Origin of the sequence: Citrobacter sp. wls613 (assembly GCF_005281195.1) — a bacterium.
Lineage (GTDB): Bacteria > Pseudomonadota > Gammaproteobacteria > Enterobacterales > Enterobacteriaceae > Citrobacter > Citrobacter gillenii.
Genome location: NZ_SZXN01000056.1, coordinates 230,109 through 244,995, shown reverse-complemented (window position 1 = coordinate 244,995; position 14,887 = coordinate 230,109). Strand labels below are relative to the sequence as shown.

At 51.9% G+C, this 14,887-nt stretch carries 11 protein-coding genes and 1 tRNA gene; 5 read left to right on the top strand and 7 right to left on the bottom strand.

Going from position 1 to position 14,887, the window contains the following annotated elements; translation table 11 throughout:
* Positions 1 to 167 precede the first annotated feature (167 nt).
* From fadJ to FDX01_RS11270, 3 genes are all read right to left on the bottom strand, one after another.
* The gene (gene fadJ, locus FDX01_RS11280; RefSeq protein ID WP_137399787.1) at positions 168 to 2,315 is read right to left on the bottom strand and encodes a fatty acid oxidation complex subunit alpha FadJ; all 2,148 of its coding nucleotides are present in this window, start codon (positions 2,313 to 2,315) and stop codon (positions 168 to 170) included.
* Positions 2,315 to 3,625, bottom strand: coding sequence for an acetyl-CoA C-acyltransferase FadI (fadI, locus tag FDX01_RS11275; RefSeq protein ID WP_137399786.1), 1,311 nt, complete (start codon positions 3,623 to 3,625; stop codon positions 2,315 to 2,317). Before fadI ends, fadJ begins: the two co-directional genes overlap by 1 nt.
* A 176-nt stretch (positions 3,626 to 3,801) precedes the next feature.
* Entirely contained in the window at positions 3,802 to 4,086 is a 285-nt protein-coding gene (locus FDX01_RS11270) for a YfcZ/YiiS family protein (RefSeq protein ID WP_115257884.1), read from the bottom strand.
* 371 nt (positions 4,087 to 4,457) lie between these two features.
* Between FDX01_RS11270 and fadL the strand changes: the two genes are divergently transcribed.
* Positions 4,458 to 5,738: a long-chain fatty acid transporter FadL gene (fadL, locus tag FDX01_RS11265; RefSeq protein WP_115257883.1), complete on the top strand. Its 1,281-nt coding sequence runs from the start codon at positions 4,458 to 4,460 to the stop codon at positions 5,736 to 5,738.
* Positions 5,739 to 5,798: 60 nt separating this feature from the next.
* On the opposite strand, the gene mlaA is transcribed toward fadL, so the two are convergent.
* Positions 5,799 to 6,554, bottom strand: a complete 756-nt coding sequence (mlaA, locus tag FDX01_RS11260; RefSeq protein WP_096756318.1) for a phospholipid-binding lipoprotein MlaA — start codon at positions 6,552 to 6,554, stop codon at positions 5,799 to 5,801.
* Between the two features lie 288 nt (positions 6,555 to 6,842).
* On the opposite strand from mlaA, the gene FDX01_RS11255 reads away from it, so the two are divergent.
* From FDX01_RS11255 to FDX01_RS11245, 3 genes are all read left to right on the top strand, one after another.
* Complete coding sequence (locus FDX01_RS11255) at positions 6,843 to 7,784, top strand: formate/nitrite transporter family protein (protein ID WP_137399785.1); 942 nt, start codon at positions 6,843 to 6,845, stop codon at positions 7,782 to 7,784.
* Positions 7,785 to 7,859: 75 nt separating this feature from the next.
* Positions 7,860 to 7,934 (top strand) — tRNA-Arg (locus tag FDX01_RS11250).
* A gap of 109 nt (positions 7,935 to 8,043) precedes the next feature.
* Entirely contained in the window at positions 8,044 to 8,583 is a 540-nt protein-coding gene (locus FDX01_RS11245) for a DUF2058 domain-containing protein (protein ID WP_096756304.1), read from the top strand.
* A 51-nt stretch (positions 8,584 to 8,634) separates the two neighbouring features.
* On the opposite strand, the gene pgtA is transcribed toward FDX01_RS11245, so the two are convergent.
* From pgtA to pgtC, 3 genes are read right to left on the bottom strand one after another with little or no spacing between them, the layout of a single operon-like run.
* The gene (gene pgtA / locus FDX01_RS11240) at positions 8,635 to 9,882 is read right to left on the bottom strand and encodes a two-component system response regulator PgtA (protein ID WP_137399851.1); all 1,248 of its coding nucleotides are present in this window, start codon (positions 9,880 to 9,882) and stop codon (positions 8,635 to 8,637) included.
* Positions 9,872 to 11,881: a two-component system sensor histidine kinase PgtB gene (gene pgtB, locus FDX01_RS11235; RefSeq protein WP_137399784.1), complete on the bottom strand. Its 2,010-nt coding sequence runs from the start codon at positions 11,879 to 11,881 to the stop codon at positions 9,872 to 9,874. The genes pgtA and pgtB overlap by 11 nt, the downstream gene beginning before the upstream one ends.
* The gene (gene pgtC / locus FDX01_RS11230) at positions 11,878 to 13,101 is read right to left on the bottom strand and encodes a phosphoglycerate transport regulator PgtC (protein WP_137399850.1); all 1,224 of its coding nucleotides are present in this window, start codon (positions 13,099 to 13,101) and stop codon (positions 11,878 to 11,880) included. Before pgtC ends, pgtB begins: the two co-directional genes overlap by 4 nt.
* Before the next feature lie 391 nt (positions 13,102 to 13,492).
* Between pgtC and pgtP the strand changes: the two genes are divergently transcribed.
* Entirely contained in the window at positions 13,493 to 14,884 is a 1,392-nt protein-coding gene (pgtP, locus tag FDX01_RS11225; RefSeq protein WP_115257854.1) for a phosphoglycerate transporter PgtP, read from the top strand.
* Positions 14,885 to 14,887: the final 3 nt, after the last annotated feature.

Sequence of the window (14,887 nt, the reverse complement as noted above, 5' to 3'; positions counted from 1 at the left end):
CCAACGCCCCTATTGGCGAGGGTAAATGTGTGGTGGCCGGCATTGTGCCTTATCCATTCACCGAATGAAACGCTGTTTTTTACCTTAATGGCGTAAGTATAGTCAATCTCTGTTTACATTTTGAGCTTAACTCGTACATTCGGTGCGGATTCATCTTACCTTTGACCTCATGAATTCAGGTCAGTTTCCCCGTGCTTCCAGAAACTCTCTCCGCGTTCCGCCATCTGCAGTAACGGTTCACACGGCGTAAACCGGGAACCATACTGTGTAGTCAGTCGTTGCAGAACCGCAACCACTTCACCCGCCCCGAGGGAGTCCATATACCGGAACGGGCCGCCGAGGAATGGCGGAAAACCAATACCAAACACAGCGCCGATGTCACCATCGCGTGCGCTGCGGATAATCTTCTCATCGAAACAGCGTGCCGCTTCGTTGAGCATTAACATGACACACCGCTCTGCAATCTGCGGGCCACTGAGTTTGCTCTGCCCCTGGACGCCAATAAGCGTATAAATTGCAGGGTCGACCTGTTTTTTGCTTTTACGCCCTTTCGCACCATAAAGATAGAAACCCCGACCATTTTTTCTACCTTTGCGATCATCATTCAAAATTGAAGCAACAACATTTGCAGGTGCGCTAAAACGTTCACCGTAAGCGGCTTCCAGTACAGGTATAATTTTAGTGCCTGTATCAATTCCGACCTCATCCAAAAGTTGGATTGGCCCTACCGGAAAACCAAACTTTACCAGCGCAGCATCAATCTGCTCAACGCGCTCGCCCTCGGTCAATAAGCGGATAGCTTCGTTGATGTACGGAGCAAGAATGCGATTTACATAGAACCCGGCCTTATCCTGCACCACAATCGGCGTTTTCCCCTGTTTTTTCGCCAGTTTAACCGTGGTGGCAATAGTGCGTTCAGACGTAGTTGTATGAGGAATAACTTCCACTAGCGGCATTTTTTCTACCGGACTAAAGAAGTGCAAACCAATGACCTGCTCAGGTCGCGCCGCATTGGCCGCAATGTCGCCAATGGGTAGAGATGAGGTGTTGGAGGCAAAAATGGTATGAGGCGCACAATTGTGCTCAACATCTGCCACCATCTGTTGTTTCAACGCCAGATCTTCAAACACCGCCTCAATTACCAGATCTCGATGCGCAAAACCGCGAAAATCGGTGGTGCCTGAAATCAGCGCCAGCTGTTTGTCACGCTCGCCGGCTTTGAGATGGCGGCGGCGAACTTTTGTTTCAAGCTGATCCCAACTGTATTTCAGCGCGTGGTTGATTCCCTTAGCATTGATATCTTTGATACGCACCGGCAAGCCGCCTTTGCAGGCCGTCACGTAGGCAATCCCCCCGCCCATCAGCCCCCCGCCCAGAACCCCGACGCTGTTTAGCGGACCGGGTTGTACCTCGCTACCGGGATCTTTTTTCACGTCGGTGTTTGCAAAAAAGACGTTACGCAGAGCCTGAGACTGCGGCGTCATCGCCAGCTCACCAAACGCGCGGGCTTCGGCGTCATAGCCGCTGCTGCTGCCCTGCGCCAGACCAGTCTCGATCACCTCAAGAATACGATGGGTTGCGGGGTAATTTCCTTGCGTTTTCTGTGCGGTCTTTTTACCGACCATACGGAACAGCAACGCCCGCCCCAGCGGTCCGGCCAGAATGCGTTCCCGTACCGGCAGGCTATGGTGTACCGAACTCTCCTTTTTAGCCAGTTCCACCGCTGCTTCCAGCAAAATGGTCTGCGGCACAACCTCGTCCACCAACCCCACTTTCAGCGCCTGTTTAGCGCGTAATTGTTTGCCGGTCAGGATCATGTCCAGCGCAGTGCTAACGCCAATCAGACGGGGCAACCGCTGCGTGCCGCCAGAGCCGGGTAACAGACCAAGCTGTACTTCCGGCAGACCCAGCACGGTTTTAACGTCATCAGTACAAATACGGCTATGACACGCCAGCGCCATCTCCAGACCGCCGCCCAGACAGGCACCGTGAATGGCAGCGATAACCGGGATCGGCAACGCATTAATTTCCGCCATCATCTGTTGCCCCTGACGAGCCAGGGTTTCGGCTTCCTGCGCACTGCGGCAGTTGCCGATCATATTGATATCCGCCCCGGCGATGAAATTATCCGGCTTCGCCGAAATAAACACCACGCCACGCAGATCTTTGTTATCGCGAATTTGTTTCAAAATAGCCCGCACCTGAGAAGCAAACTCTGCTTTCAGGGTATTCATTTTCTCTCCGGGCACATTAATGGAGACCACCGCCACGTTATCCAGACGCACGTGTAGCGTAAAAGCCGATGCCATTTCCATTATTCCGCCTCCAGAACCATTGCCGCACCCAGACCACCCGCCGCACACGCGGTGACCAAACCAAACCCACCACCACGACGCCGTAATTCATGCAGCGTTTGGGTGATCATGCGCGCGCCGGTCGCGGCGAAAGGGTGTCCGTAGGCAATTGAACCGCCCAGCACGTTAAATTTGCTGTCATCCACTTCGCCAGTGGCATGTGCCCTACCCAGAACGTCACGAGCAAAACGTTCGCTGCCAAGCAGTTGAATATTCGCCAGCGTCTGCGCGGCAAAGGCTTCATGCATATCAATCAGCGTGAGATCGGCCAGAGTCAGGCCCGCGCGCTCCAGAGCCAGCGGCGTCGACCACGCCGGGCCCAGCAGCATATCCTGCCAGACGTCGATGGCAGTAAACGCAAAACTGCGTAGATAGCCCAGCGGCACCAGTCCCAGCTCTTTCGCCCGGGACTCCGTCATCAAAATCACCGCAGCAGCGCCGTCGGTCAACGGTGTACTGTTTGCCGCCGTGACGGTGCCATGTTTACGGTCAAACGCCGGGCGCAGTTTGGCGTAATCCGCCAGCGTAGAGTTTCCGCGAATATTGTTATCTTCTGAGAAGGGATCTTTAAACGGCGGAGCATAGGTGGTCATCACCTCGTCTGCCAGTTTGCCTTCGGCCCAGGCCTGAGCGGCTCGCTGATGCGAACGGTACGCCAGAGCATCCTGCTGCTCACGCGTGATGCCGTAGGTTTTCGCCATTTGCTCTGCCGTATCCCCCATACGTAAGCCGGTGGAATACTCAGCAACTGCAGGTGGGACCGGCACCAGGTCGCGCAAACGCAGTCGGGAAAAAAGCTTCAGCCGCTGACCGGTGGTGCGGGCTTTATTGACGTCCACCAACACCCGCGCCAACTTTTTGCTGACGCCAATTGGCAGCACGGAAGAGGAGTCAGCCCCGCCAGCAATACCCGCACGGATGGTTCCTGCCATCAGGCTTTCCGCGACATTCGCCACCGCCTGAAAACTGGTGGCGCAGGCTCTGCTCACGCTGTAAGCATCGGTATGTACGTTCATCCCGGTGCCCAGCACAATTTCACGGGCGATATTGGGCGCTTCCGGCATTTGCACAACCTGGCCAAAAACCAGTTGTTCAATGGCATCGGCAGGAATTTCACTGCGCGCCAGCAACTCACCGACGACCATTTTTCCCAAATCAACGGCGGGAATGCCATGAAACGCGGTTGCCTGACGGGCAAAAGGTGTACGCAATCCGCTCACAATGGCGATGCGATCGCCCTGACGGGTAACCAGCGGTAAAGCCTGACTCATAACACTCCCCTGTTAAAAAATAAAATAAGTGGTCTGACCTGATCACAGTCTTAACCAATTTTTTACATTTAGCCAAGTGGAGAGAAATGAAAGTGGGAGCTATGGCACAGTGAATAATCACTGATTGTTACGAAAATGCCCTTGTCAGAAGGTGGCAAGGGCACTGAAAGAAGGGATTAACGCAGACCCAGCTGGAAGATCAGGGTTTCGGCTTCACAGGCGAAAACAAAATCGATATCCAGACGAACACCCTCAGCTTCTTCAGTAAAGGTCGGGGTGATTTGGCAAGGCTCAGATTCTACGCCACGCGCCTTCTCGGTGAGAGCAGCCAGCGTTTCTTCTGCCTGTGCGCGAGTCGCGAACACACGGCTGTATGACGCGGTGCAATCGGTGTTGTCCATGATGGTACCAACATCCATACAGCAGCAAACCGGGGTTTCATCAGCACTGCATTTACTCATTGTAGATTTCCTCTGTATTCGCACCAAGGGTGCCAGATAAACGTTGGGGATATTTTACGCTCCCATTATCCTCCTCTCCAGTCGTTAATTGTGCGAAATGCGATAAGCGACCGAAATCACACTTAAAAATGATCCAAAACAAAAATCGCCCGAACAGGTGAGTGCGCATCCCCGCAATTTTGCCAGCTGGATCGCGTTTTTAAGATCATATTTGAAAAAACTTATAAACATACTTGCAACATTCCATCTGGTCGGACCTATACTCTCGCCACTGGTCTGATTTCTATGTGGTACCTCAGACCCTACACTTCGCGCTCCTGTTACGGCATGTAACATTGTTTGTATAAAAATAAATCGATGAGGTTATGGTCATGAGCCAGAAAACCCTGTTTACAAAGTCTGCTCTCGCAGTCGCAGTGGCAATTATTTCCACACAGGCCTGGTCTGCAGGCTTTCAGTTAAACGAATTTTCTTCCTCTGGCCTTGGCCGGGCATATTCGGGTGAAGGCGCTATCGCAGACGACGCAGGTAACGCCAGCCGCAACCCGGCACTGATCATGATGTTCGATCGCCCTACTTTCTCAGCAGGTGCGGTGTATATCGATCCAGACGTTAATATCTCCGGTAAATCGCCATACACCGGGCGCAGCACCAATGCGGACAACATCGCCCCGACGGCATGGGTTCCGAATGCGCACTTCGTGATGCCTATTAACGAGCAGTTTGGCTGGGGCGCGTCTGTCACCTCTAACTATGGTCTGGCGACCGAATTTAACGACAGCTACATTGTCGGTGAATACGGCGGCAAGACCGACCTTAAAACGGTCAACCTTAACCTCAGCGGCGCCTATCGCCTGAATGATAGCTGGAGCTTCGGCCTTGGTTTTAACGCCGTTTATGCTGACGCCAAAATTGAACGTTATTCCGGTGAAATGACCGCAGCATTACCGAAGGTCAGCCCTAAAATTGCAAGCATGGAAGGTGATGAATGGGGTTACGGTTGGAACGCGGGTATTTTGTATGAGCTGGATAAAGATAACCGCTGGGGCTTAACCTATCGTTCAGAAGTTAAAATCGATTTCGACGGTGATTATAAGAGCGGCATCAGAAGCCAGGCCAACGGCTTACCGGGTGCTGGCGTGACGTTCCCATGGGGTACAACCAACACGACCGTTCCGGGCGCATTGACGCTTAACCTGCCGGAAATGTGGGAACTGTCTGGCTATAACCGCGTAGCACCGCAATGGGCCGTTCACTACAGCATCGCTTACACCAGCTGGAGTCAGTTCCAGGAGTTGAAAGCAACGGGCACCAACGGACAAACATTGTTCTATAAAGAAGAAGGCTTCCGGGACTCTTACCGCCTCGCGCTGGGTACGACCTACTACATGGATAAAAACTGGACGTTCCGTACTGGTATCGCCTACGACGATAGCCCGGTTCCTGCGGATAAACGCTCCATCTCCATTCCAGACCAGGACCGCCTGTGGCTGAGCGCGGGTACGACCTACGCGTTCAATGAAGATGCGTCTATCGACATCGGTGCTTCTTATATGCACGGGCAGAACGTGACCATCAAAGAAGGTCCATATACCTTCGAATCTGAAGGTAAAGCCTGGCTGTTCGGTACCAACTTTAACTACGCATTCTGATTTTCTTCAGGCGTAAAAAAGGTGAGCTTTTTAGCTCACCTTTTTATTTGTACCTCTTCCTTATTCGGAATCGATATCCTTTAAATCATCCTGAATAGCTTGCGCGTTCGGGTTTTCTTCTGGTTTGAGTTTCCCGCCGTTCGCGATGAAGTCATGACGCTGGAAGTAAGCTTCACGCACCATAATGTACGGATCGGAAGATTGACGCAGCAGACCGTCGGAGTCGAGCAGTTGCGCGCGGGTTTCAATCCCTTCAATGGTCCATTTACCGACCGACAACGGCCAGGTCAGCCACGACAGAACCGGATACAGCGTATCCACCATATCACCACCGTCATCACGTACCGTGAAGCTGCCGTAGAACGGAAGCTGCATATACGGACCGTAACCTACATCATAGTGACCTAACGTACTGCCGAAACGATGTGGTTCAACGCGCTGCAGTTTTGGATTCGCCATGCCCGCAACATCGATAAAGCCGCCCATACCTAGCAAGGTGTTCAGGAAGAAACGGGTGAAATGCACCATCCCCTGATAAGGATCGCCCTGCAGGAAATAGTTGACCATTACGGCCGGCTCTTCGAGGTTGCCCGTAAAGTTGCTCAAACCGTTTCTGGCCGGCTGCGGAACATAATCACGCCAGGCTACAGCCACCGGTCGAACAACATACGGATCCAGCACATTAAAGTTGAAGTTGTACATGGTGCGGTTGAACCCTTCAAACGGATCCGAGCGCCCCTGCTGTTCTGTACCGGAGCTCGCACACCCCACCAAAAGTGTGGTTCCCAGCGCAAGCGCCGACAGGCGAAGCTTCATAAGTGTCTCCCTGTGTATTATGGCTATCGCTGATTGCCATCCATGACGGAACAATAAGGTATCCGCCAGTTTAGATGTGAGCGATTGTAACAGCACGTCAAACGATGTCTATATACCCTAACTTACTGATTTGATCATAGCCTGGTAAGGTAGACCTCGCGGTGTTTCTATTTTACCGAATCCGATAAATACAAACGTTACCATTTTTGCGATTTCAGAGTTTCTCCCGCCAGTTCCTGGATAAAAACCGCTACGCTTTAGCAATACGTGCTTATTCAGGACTCAAAAATGAATGACATCGAAAAAGAAAAAATTGATCAACACAGCAACGAACTCGAAGTAGAAAGTGAAGAGAAGTTGCAGGGTAAAAAGATAGAAGTCGACGAGGACCGACTTCCTTCCCGTGCCATGGCGATTCACGAACATATTCGCCAGGACGGGGAAAAAGAGATGGAGCGCGATGCGATGGCGCTGCTGTGGTCAGCTATCGCCGCTGGGCTATCGATGGGAGCCTCTTTACTGGCAAAGGGCATTTTTCACGTACAGCTTGAGGGCATTCCCGGCGGGTTCTTACTGGAAAACCTCGGTTATACCTTCGGGTTTATCATCGTTATCATGGCCCGCCAACAGCTCTTTACCGAAAACACCGTAACCGCTGTCCTGCCGGTCATGCAAAATCCAACCCTCGGCAATTTTGGTTTACTGATGCGTCTGTGGAGCGTGGTCTTGCTGGGTAACATTATCGGCACCGGCATTGCGGCATGGGCGTTTGAATATATGCCAATTTTTGATGAAGAAACTCGCGACGCCTTTGTCAAAATTGGGATGGACGTTATGAAAAATAGCCCGACGGAGATGTTTTCCAACGCGATTATTTCCGGTTGGCTGATCGCCACCATGGTGTGGATGTTTCCCGCAGCGGGCGCGGCAAAAATTGTCGTCATTGTTCTGATGACCTGGCTTATTGCGTTGGGTGATACCACGCACATCGTCGTCGGCTCGGTTGAGATTCTCTACCTGGTCTTTAACGGCACGCTGCACTGGAGCGACTTCTTCTGGCCGTTCGCGCTTCCAACACTTGCCGGGAATATTTGCGGTGGGACATTTATCTTCGCGTTGATGAGCCATGCGCAAATTCGCAATGATATGAGCAATAAACGCAAAGAAGAGGCCCGATTAGAGGCTGAGCGGGAACAAAAAGAGCAGAAAAACCAGAAGAAACAATCCTGAATGGCGACTGTTTGAGCAGTCAGGCAGACACAGACTTACCGTTGCAGGTAAAAAACGCTATACTCGTGCCGCTTCGTCCCCTTAGTTAAATGGATATAACGAGCCCCTCCTAAGGGCTAGTTGCAGGTTCGATTCCTGCAGGGGACACCATAGCCTGCCATTTTATCCCCGACGCTTTGCAACTCCCCGCAATCTGGCATCCCCCCGGACGTTAAGGGTATAATCCTGAGAACTCTTTTTACTGGATTTAGAAACGAACATGACAAAACTCACCCTACAAGAGCAGATGCTTAAAGCTGGCTTAGTCACCAGTAAAAAAATGGCGAAGGTGCAAAGAACGGCGAAAAAGTCGCGCGTTCAGGCGCGTGAGGCCAGAGAGGCGGTTGAAGAAAATAAAAAAGCACAGGTTGAGCGTGATAAGCAACTCAGCGAGCAGCAAAAGCAAGCAGCCCTGTCGAAAGAATACAAAGCTCAGATTAAGCAGCTGATTGAAATGAATAAAATCACCATTTCAAGAGGCGATATTGGTTATAACTTTACCGACAACAATCTGATTAAAAAAATCTACGTTGATAAAGTTACCCAGACTCAGTTAATCAAGGGGCGTCTTGCCATTGCGCGTCTGGCCGCTGAAAGTGATCGCGAGAGCGAATACGCCATCATCCCGGCGGTGGTTGCCGATAAGATCGCGCAGCGTGACGCCAGCTACATTGTCTTAAATTGCGAACTGAGCCAGGAAGATAAGGACGAAGATGACCCGTACGCTGACTTTGTCGTACCTGATGATTTGATGTGGTAAGAGATATGGCCAGATGATTTTCTGGCCTCTGTTCGAATATTTCGATGAGCGCTAGAACTTATAGTGCTCTTTACTCAGCCCGTATTTTCGCATTCTCAGATACAGCTTCTTACGCGGAATTTGCAGATACTCTGCCACCTCATTAATCCGCCCCTGATGGATATTGAGCGCTTCCGTGATGATTTGTCGTTCATACTCTTCTACCCGACGATCCAGCGGGGTCGGCTCGGGCATATGCATCTGCGGGTTGGCAGTTTCAGCCAACGGGAGTAACCCGACGGCAAACAACTCTGCGGCATTTGCCAGTTCCCGTACATTGCTCAACCATACTCGTCGCCGCATGCCTTTTAGCAATTCCCCGTCGACTTCAGGCACGGGATGGTTTAACCGCAGACAGGCTTTATGCAGGTAGTGATGAAATAACGGCTCAATGTCGTCCGGGCGCAGAGACAGCGGTTGGCAGGCGATTTGCGTCATGGCAAAGCAATAATAGAGTTCTGCAACAATCTGGTGGGTTGCCGCCAACTCCACCAAGGACGTCTCCCCGATCCCAATCAAGCGAAAAGGACGCCGCTCTTGACTTTGCAACTGCACCAGATGGTGCTGCTGCTCGCGCGTCAGGCATTCAATATGACTCAGTACCAGCGTTCCACCTTGAGCCTGATCAATGAGCGCGTTGAGCTGAACCGCATTTCCGGATGTCAGGTCTGCACGTATAAATGGCCCGTGGACATTGCGCCCAAGCTGATGCAGATACCGCGCGCCCGTCATGCGTCCTGTTCCGGGTTCACCATAAAACCAGACGGCGATATCCGTTTCTGCCAGTTGCTGTAGTCGCTGGCGGAATTGCGTTGCCCAGTCACTGTATCCGACCAGTTCAACCTGTAATTTCTGCTGGCAGTAATGACGACGCGCAATTACGGACTGCCTCTGACGCAGGGCATCCTCAACCTGCGCCAGCAGCTTGCCAGGATCGACCGGCTTTTGCAGAAAGTCCCATGCGCCTTTCTTCACTGCATCCACCGCCATCGGGACATCGCCGTGCCCGGTGATCAGCAGGATCGGCAGTTGATTATCATCCTGATGAAACAGAGTCATCAGATCGATCCCCGAACAGCCTGGCATACATACATCGCTTAATACGATCCCTAGCCAGTCGGCAGGCATCAGATTTCTGGCGTCAAACGGATTGTTACAGGCCAGGACGCGATATCCTGCCTGCTCCAACAATAACGTGTAAGCATCGAGCACATCGGCATCGTCATCAATCAGCAGAACAGAACATTCATCACTCAACATCATTTACATCCGTCAGGTTGAATTGCAGGACTACGCAGGCATTGCGCTCCAGCGTTGACGCCAGGCGTAACTCACCGTTCATTTGCGTCATTAACGATACACAAATCGACAAACCAATGCCGAGACCCACATCCTTACTGGTCGTAAATGGCTTCAATAGCGACGGTAACAACGCCTGAGGCCAACCGGGTCCGTTATCAGCGATCAATACGCACAGCGTTTTGCCCTGAGCCCGCCAGCTCACCTCAATTTCAGCCGTAGCCGGACAGGCGTCGAGCGCGTTTGCCAGCACATTAACCAATACCTGCTGGATCCTCACCTCATCACCGAGTACCCATACGGTCTCCGGCGGGAGCGTTAGCCTGCCCTGCTGTGGCTTATGACGCATGGCTAACAGTTCCCAAGCCGCACTAAAAGTTTGCCGCAAATCAACCGGATGCAACGGCGCCCCCGGCTCGGCCCGACGCGCAAACTGGCGCAGCGAGCGAATAATGGCATCAATGCGGGTAATCAGCCCTTGCGCTTTGGTTAAAGTGCTTCTTGCCTGCGCTGGTTGTCCCTGTTCAATGGCCCTTCCCGCCGTAAACAAGTACATCGATAGCGCGTTCAGCGGTTGGTTTATTTCATGCGCCAGAGTGGTCATGGTCTGGCCGACCACCGCCAGTTTCGCCGTCTGAATCAGCTCATCCTGCGTGGCACGAAGATCGGACTCAATCTCTTTACGCTCAGCCACTTCCTGCTCAAGCTGATTTTTTTGCGTATTAAGCTGCCCCAGCGTATGGCGTAGCAAGCCCGCGATGCGCCCTAACTCATCGCGACCATACACCGGGATAGTTGCATCCGTTCTACCGAGACCGATCTGCACCACGGCCTGATTCAGTGCGGTAAAACGCTTCACCAGTCGGGAGCGGATAAAGTAGTGGTTGAGCGTCCAGGCGAGAAGCAGCGCCAGTAAAGTCGCCAGCAGAATCAGTCCACCACTGACGCGAACAATCTGCTCCAGGCGCTGATTAAACATCTGCATTTGCTGATGACTGCTGCCCAGTTGCGCCTCAAGCAAGGTACGAAAGCGCCCAAGCGTCGCTTCTCTGGCGCGATTAGCATCAACGAGGGCCTTTTGCGCCGCCACGTAGTCGCGCATTGTGTCGGGCATTTTATTTTTCATCATGCCAATTTCCAGCAACTCATCAATAGTTTGGCGCAACGTTATGGTACTGGGCCAGTCATCCAGCGTACGGATATTTTCATCCGCCGTTGTTTTCAAATTTGCCAGATAACGAATGTGGGTCTCCACCAACATACCGTCATCGCTACCGGACTTCAGCTCGTTCAGCCTGTCACGCAGATCGTCGACGATTTGATTCTCAATTCTCGCCAGTGTGTAAACCTGCTGCTGTTCGTTTTGCACTTCCCGGGCACGTTTCAGGTATTGCGCCGCATCACCATTTTTGGCCTCAATTTGATCCAGCAGAGTTCCCTGTTGCCAGGTAAAATCCTGCACCAGTGAGTTCAACTCGGTCGTAAAATCATCATGCAGCCAATCTATGCGCGCAGACAATTCACTTACTTTTTCTCGTACCAGAAACATGTTGTAGAGCACCCTGTCCAGCTCCGTCATCAGGGTACGGCTGTCTTGCAAAATGACCGCCAGTTGCTGCTGTTCCGCGGGCTGCAATCCACGACTTAACGTCTCAATCTTATCCAGATGCTGGATTATCTGGTTGCGCAGTTGCAGTCTTACCGTGGTATTGGGAGCCAACAGGAACTCATTGAGCTGATCCACCACCAGGTTGAGATTGCCTTCAATTAAAAAAGCGGAATGGACGCGCGGGAAGTAGTCATCCAGCGAATAACGGATCTGCGAGCTCTGCTCATGCCAGGAATACAGACTGACGCAACTCACACTTAACGTCAGCAACGCCCCTGTCAGGAAGGCCCCGCGCAGACTGCTGCTAATGCTAAGCTGACGAAGACGTTGCAGTAACGACCCGCCCTTCATTTTAATTCTTCCAGTTTGGCGATAGCCTGGCGCTGGTTATTGAGAAACCATAGCTGCCATTCCATCATCTGCTGTTCAGCAACGCTTTTATTCTCAAATTGCGCAAGCCAGGCCTCATCTTCACTACTGCTGGCGTCTATCGGGACGCTGGTCAATAACGCTCGTATTTCAGGGAGAGGCCGTTTTAGCCGCGCTTCGGCGCTATACAGCGCTCGCCAGGCATCCTTCAATTGCGCGAGACGAAAACTGATGGCGGTATCAAACATCCGCTGCACCAGCTGCTGCCGCTTGAGGATCAGGCGATAATTTAGTGGTGGCTGGTCCATCAGTATGGCCTGCTGAGCAGCACGCGGATTATTGGCGGGCAACCGCGTGACCGGATATTTCCCGGTATTCGCATCGGCAAGGATCCGCTGCCCTTGAGGACTCAATAAATAGCGAATAAAACGACGGGCTTCACCGGCATGCTGGCTATTGTTCAACACCGCCACATAAGTTGGCGACACCGCGGAATGCGGAAAATAGTTAAACGCCAGGTGCGGGTCGTTGAGCAGCAGGTTGGCGTAATTATCAATCACCGGCCCGGCGACGCCTAATCCACTCTTAATTTTGTCAGCAACACCGAAACTGCGCGAGGAAATCGTCACCAGATTGCCGGCACTCGCCAGCAGCGTCGCCCATCCTTGTTCCCACCCTTTTTGCTGCAGCAGTGATTCCACCATCAAATGGTTGGTATCCGAACGTGACGGGCTACTCATCAACAGCGCGCCCTGATACCGGGGGTGCGTTAAATCCCCCCAGTCAGTCGGAGCCGGTAAATGCCGCGCCGCCAGCGCAGAACGGTTAATCAACAGGCCAAAACCTGATATTGCCACCGCCACGGACGTAGAACGGATGGACTCCGGCACCAGGCGTTGACTCTCAGGCAGCGCATTATCAAACGGAGCCAGCTTCTGATGTTCCTGCAAATGCTGCAACAGCATGGGAGAGGAGGTCAAAATCAGATCAACATTGTCCGCGTTCGCTGTATCGAGCAGTTGTTCCAGAGAGGCACTGGTGCGGTTTAGCGTACGAATCATTACCGACCCTGGCTCGGTTTGCCATTGCTGGATAATCCATGCCGTCGCTCCTGGGGAGAACGTCGTGGCCATGACGAGCTCTTTACCCTGTGCCTGGCTGGCCGTAGACAGCAACGTAAAACAAAGCGACAGGATGATCATCCGCCCCTGGTCGCAAAGCCTGTTTGTGATCCCGTTCATAAATACCAACATGTTCGAAAAATAATATTGAGACAAAACTTACCCGTTTACCCCAACTCAGGGGAAAGGTAAGGTGGTTATAAAAATAACCAAGCCGAAAGCGAAAGCATGGGTACAGAATACCTTAAATTACCGATTAAAATTGTTAGTATCCGCACATGCTGGCTATAAATCCCCGCTAAAAATAAAAAACACACACCTCTGTTAATTTAAAAGAGTCAAAATTAGTCATTCTTTGGTTAAGTTGAGTCAATACTGACACATTTCATCGAGTTGAATTCCATCATCGTTTATTTCACCCTGCACAACGAAAACTCCTGATATTCACATCAATATAAATTTAGGTGATGATATGCTTTCAATATTTAAGACAGGGCCATCGGCAAATAAAGTCCCGCCGGAGCAAGTCCAGGCGACATATGGTCGATACCGAATGCAGGCACTACTTAGCGTATTTCTCGGCTATCTTGCGTACTATATTGTACGTAATAACTTCACACTCTCTACGCCGTACCTGAAAGAACATCTGGATCTCAGTGCCACCCAAATTGGTCTGCTCAGCAGTTGCATGTTGATTGCCTACGGGATCAGTAAGGGTATTATGAGCAGCCTGGCCGATAAGGCCAGCCCCAAAGTCTTTATGGCATGCGGTCTGGTCTTGTGCGCCATCGTGAACGTCGGGTTAGGTTTCAGCACCGGATTTTGGATATTTGCCACACTGGTAGTGTTCAACGGTTTATTCCAGGGGATGGGCGTTGGCCCCTCATTTATAACTATTGCCAACTGGTTCCCACGTAAAGAACGTGGACGCGTTGGCGCCTTCTGGAATATCTCGCACAACGTTGGCGGCGGTATTGTCGCCCCGATTGTAGGCACCGCTTTTGCCATTCTGGGTAGCGAACACTGGCAAAGCGCCAGCTATATTGTCCCCGCCTGTATCGCCGTGTTATTTGCCTTTATTGTTCTAATGCTGGGTAAAGGTTCGCCACGTAAAGAAGGTTTACCACCGCTGGAAGAAATGATGCCGGAAGAAAAAGTCGTGCTCAACGCCCGACAGGTCACCCAGGCACCGGAGAATATGAGCGCCTACCAGATCTTTTGCACCTACGTGCTGCGTAATAAAAATGCCTGGTATGTCTCTCTGGTGGACGTATTTGTCTATATGGTGCGTTTTGGCATGATCAGCTGGTTGCCGATTTACTTGCTTACCGAAAAACACTTCTCAAAAGAACAAATGAGCGTGGCATTTCTGTTTTTTGAATGGGCGGCCATTCCTTCCACATTGCTGGCCGGTTGGCTTACCGACAAGTTGTTTAAGGGGCGCAGGATGCCGCTGGCAATGATTTGTATGGCGCTGATCTTCGTCTGTCTGATCGGCTACTGGAAAAGTGAATCCCTGGTGATGGTAACTATTTTCGCCGCCATTGTCGGTTGCCTGATTTACGTTCCTCAGTTTCTGGCATCCGTGCAGACCATGGAAATCGTCCCCAGCTTCGCCGTCGGTTCAGCCGTAGGGTTGCGCGGATTTATGAGCTACATTTTTGGTGCATCACTAGGAACCAGCCTGTTTGGTGTGATGGTCGACAAAATGGGGTGGCACGGGGGATTTTACCTACTGATGGGGGGGATCGTCTGCTGTATCGTGTTCTGCTACTTGTCTCACCGCGGCGCGCTGGAGTTGGAACAACAGCGAAAAGATGCCCAGCAAGAGGAAGCGGCTTTAGAGCTTGCTGATGCCCGGTAATCT

Coding starts and splice junctions, on each gene's coding strand:
- fadJ (WP_137399787.1), bottom strand. CDS start 2,315: ATGGAAATGGCATCGGCTTTTACGCTACACGTGCGTCTGGATAACGTG.
- fadI (WP_137399786.1), bottom strand. CDS start 3,625: ATGAGTCAGGCTTTACCGCTGGTTACCCGTCAGGGCGATCGCATCGCC.
- FDX01_RS11270 (WP_115257884.1), bottom strand. CDS start 4,086: ATGAGTAAATGCAGTGCTGATGAAACCCCGGTTTGCTGCTGTATGGAT.
- fadL (WP_115257883.1), top strand. CDS start 4,458: ATGAGCCAGAAAACCCTGTTTACAAAGTCTGCTCTCGCAGTCGCAGTG.
- mlaA (WP_096756318.1), bottom strand. CDS start 6,554: ATGAAGCTTCGCCTGTCGGCGCTTGCGCTGGGAACCACACTTTTGGTG.
- FDX01_RS11255 (WP_137399785.1), top strand. CDS start 6,843: ATGAATGACATCGAAAAAGAAAAAATTGATCAACACAGCAACGAACTC.
- FDX01_RS11245 (WP_096756304.1), top strand. CDS start 8,044: ATGACAAAACTCACCCTACAAGAGCAGATGCTTAAAGCTGGCTTAGTC.
- pgtA (WP_137399851.1), bottom strand. CDS start 9,882: ATGTTGAGTGATGAATGTTCTGTTCTGCTGATTGATGACGATGCCGAT.
- pgtB (WP_137399784.1), bottom strand. CDS start 11,881: ATGAAGGGCGGGTCGTTACTGCAACGTCTTCGTCAGCTTAGCATTAGC.
- pgtC (WP_137399850.1), bottom strand. CDS start 13,101: ATGATCATCCTGTCGCTTTGTTTTACGTTGCTGTCTACGGCCAGCCAG.
- pgtP (WP_115257854.1), top strand. CDS start 13,493: ATGCTTTCAATATTTAAGACAGGGCCATCGGCAAATAAAGTCCCGCCG.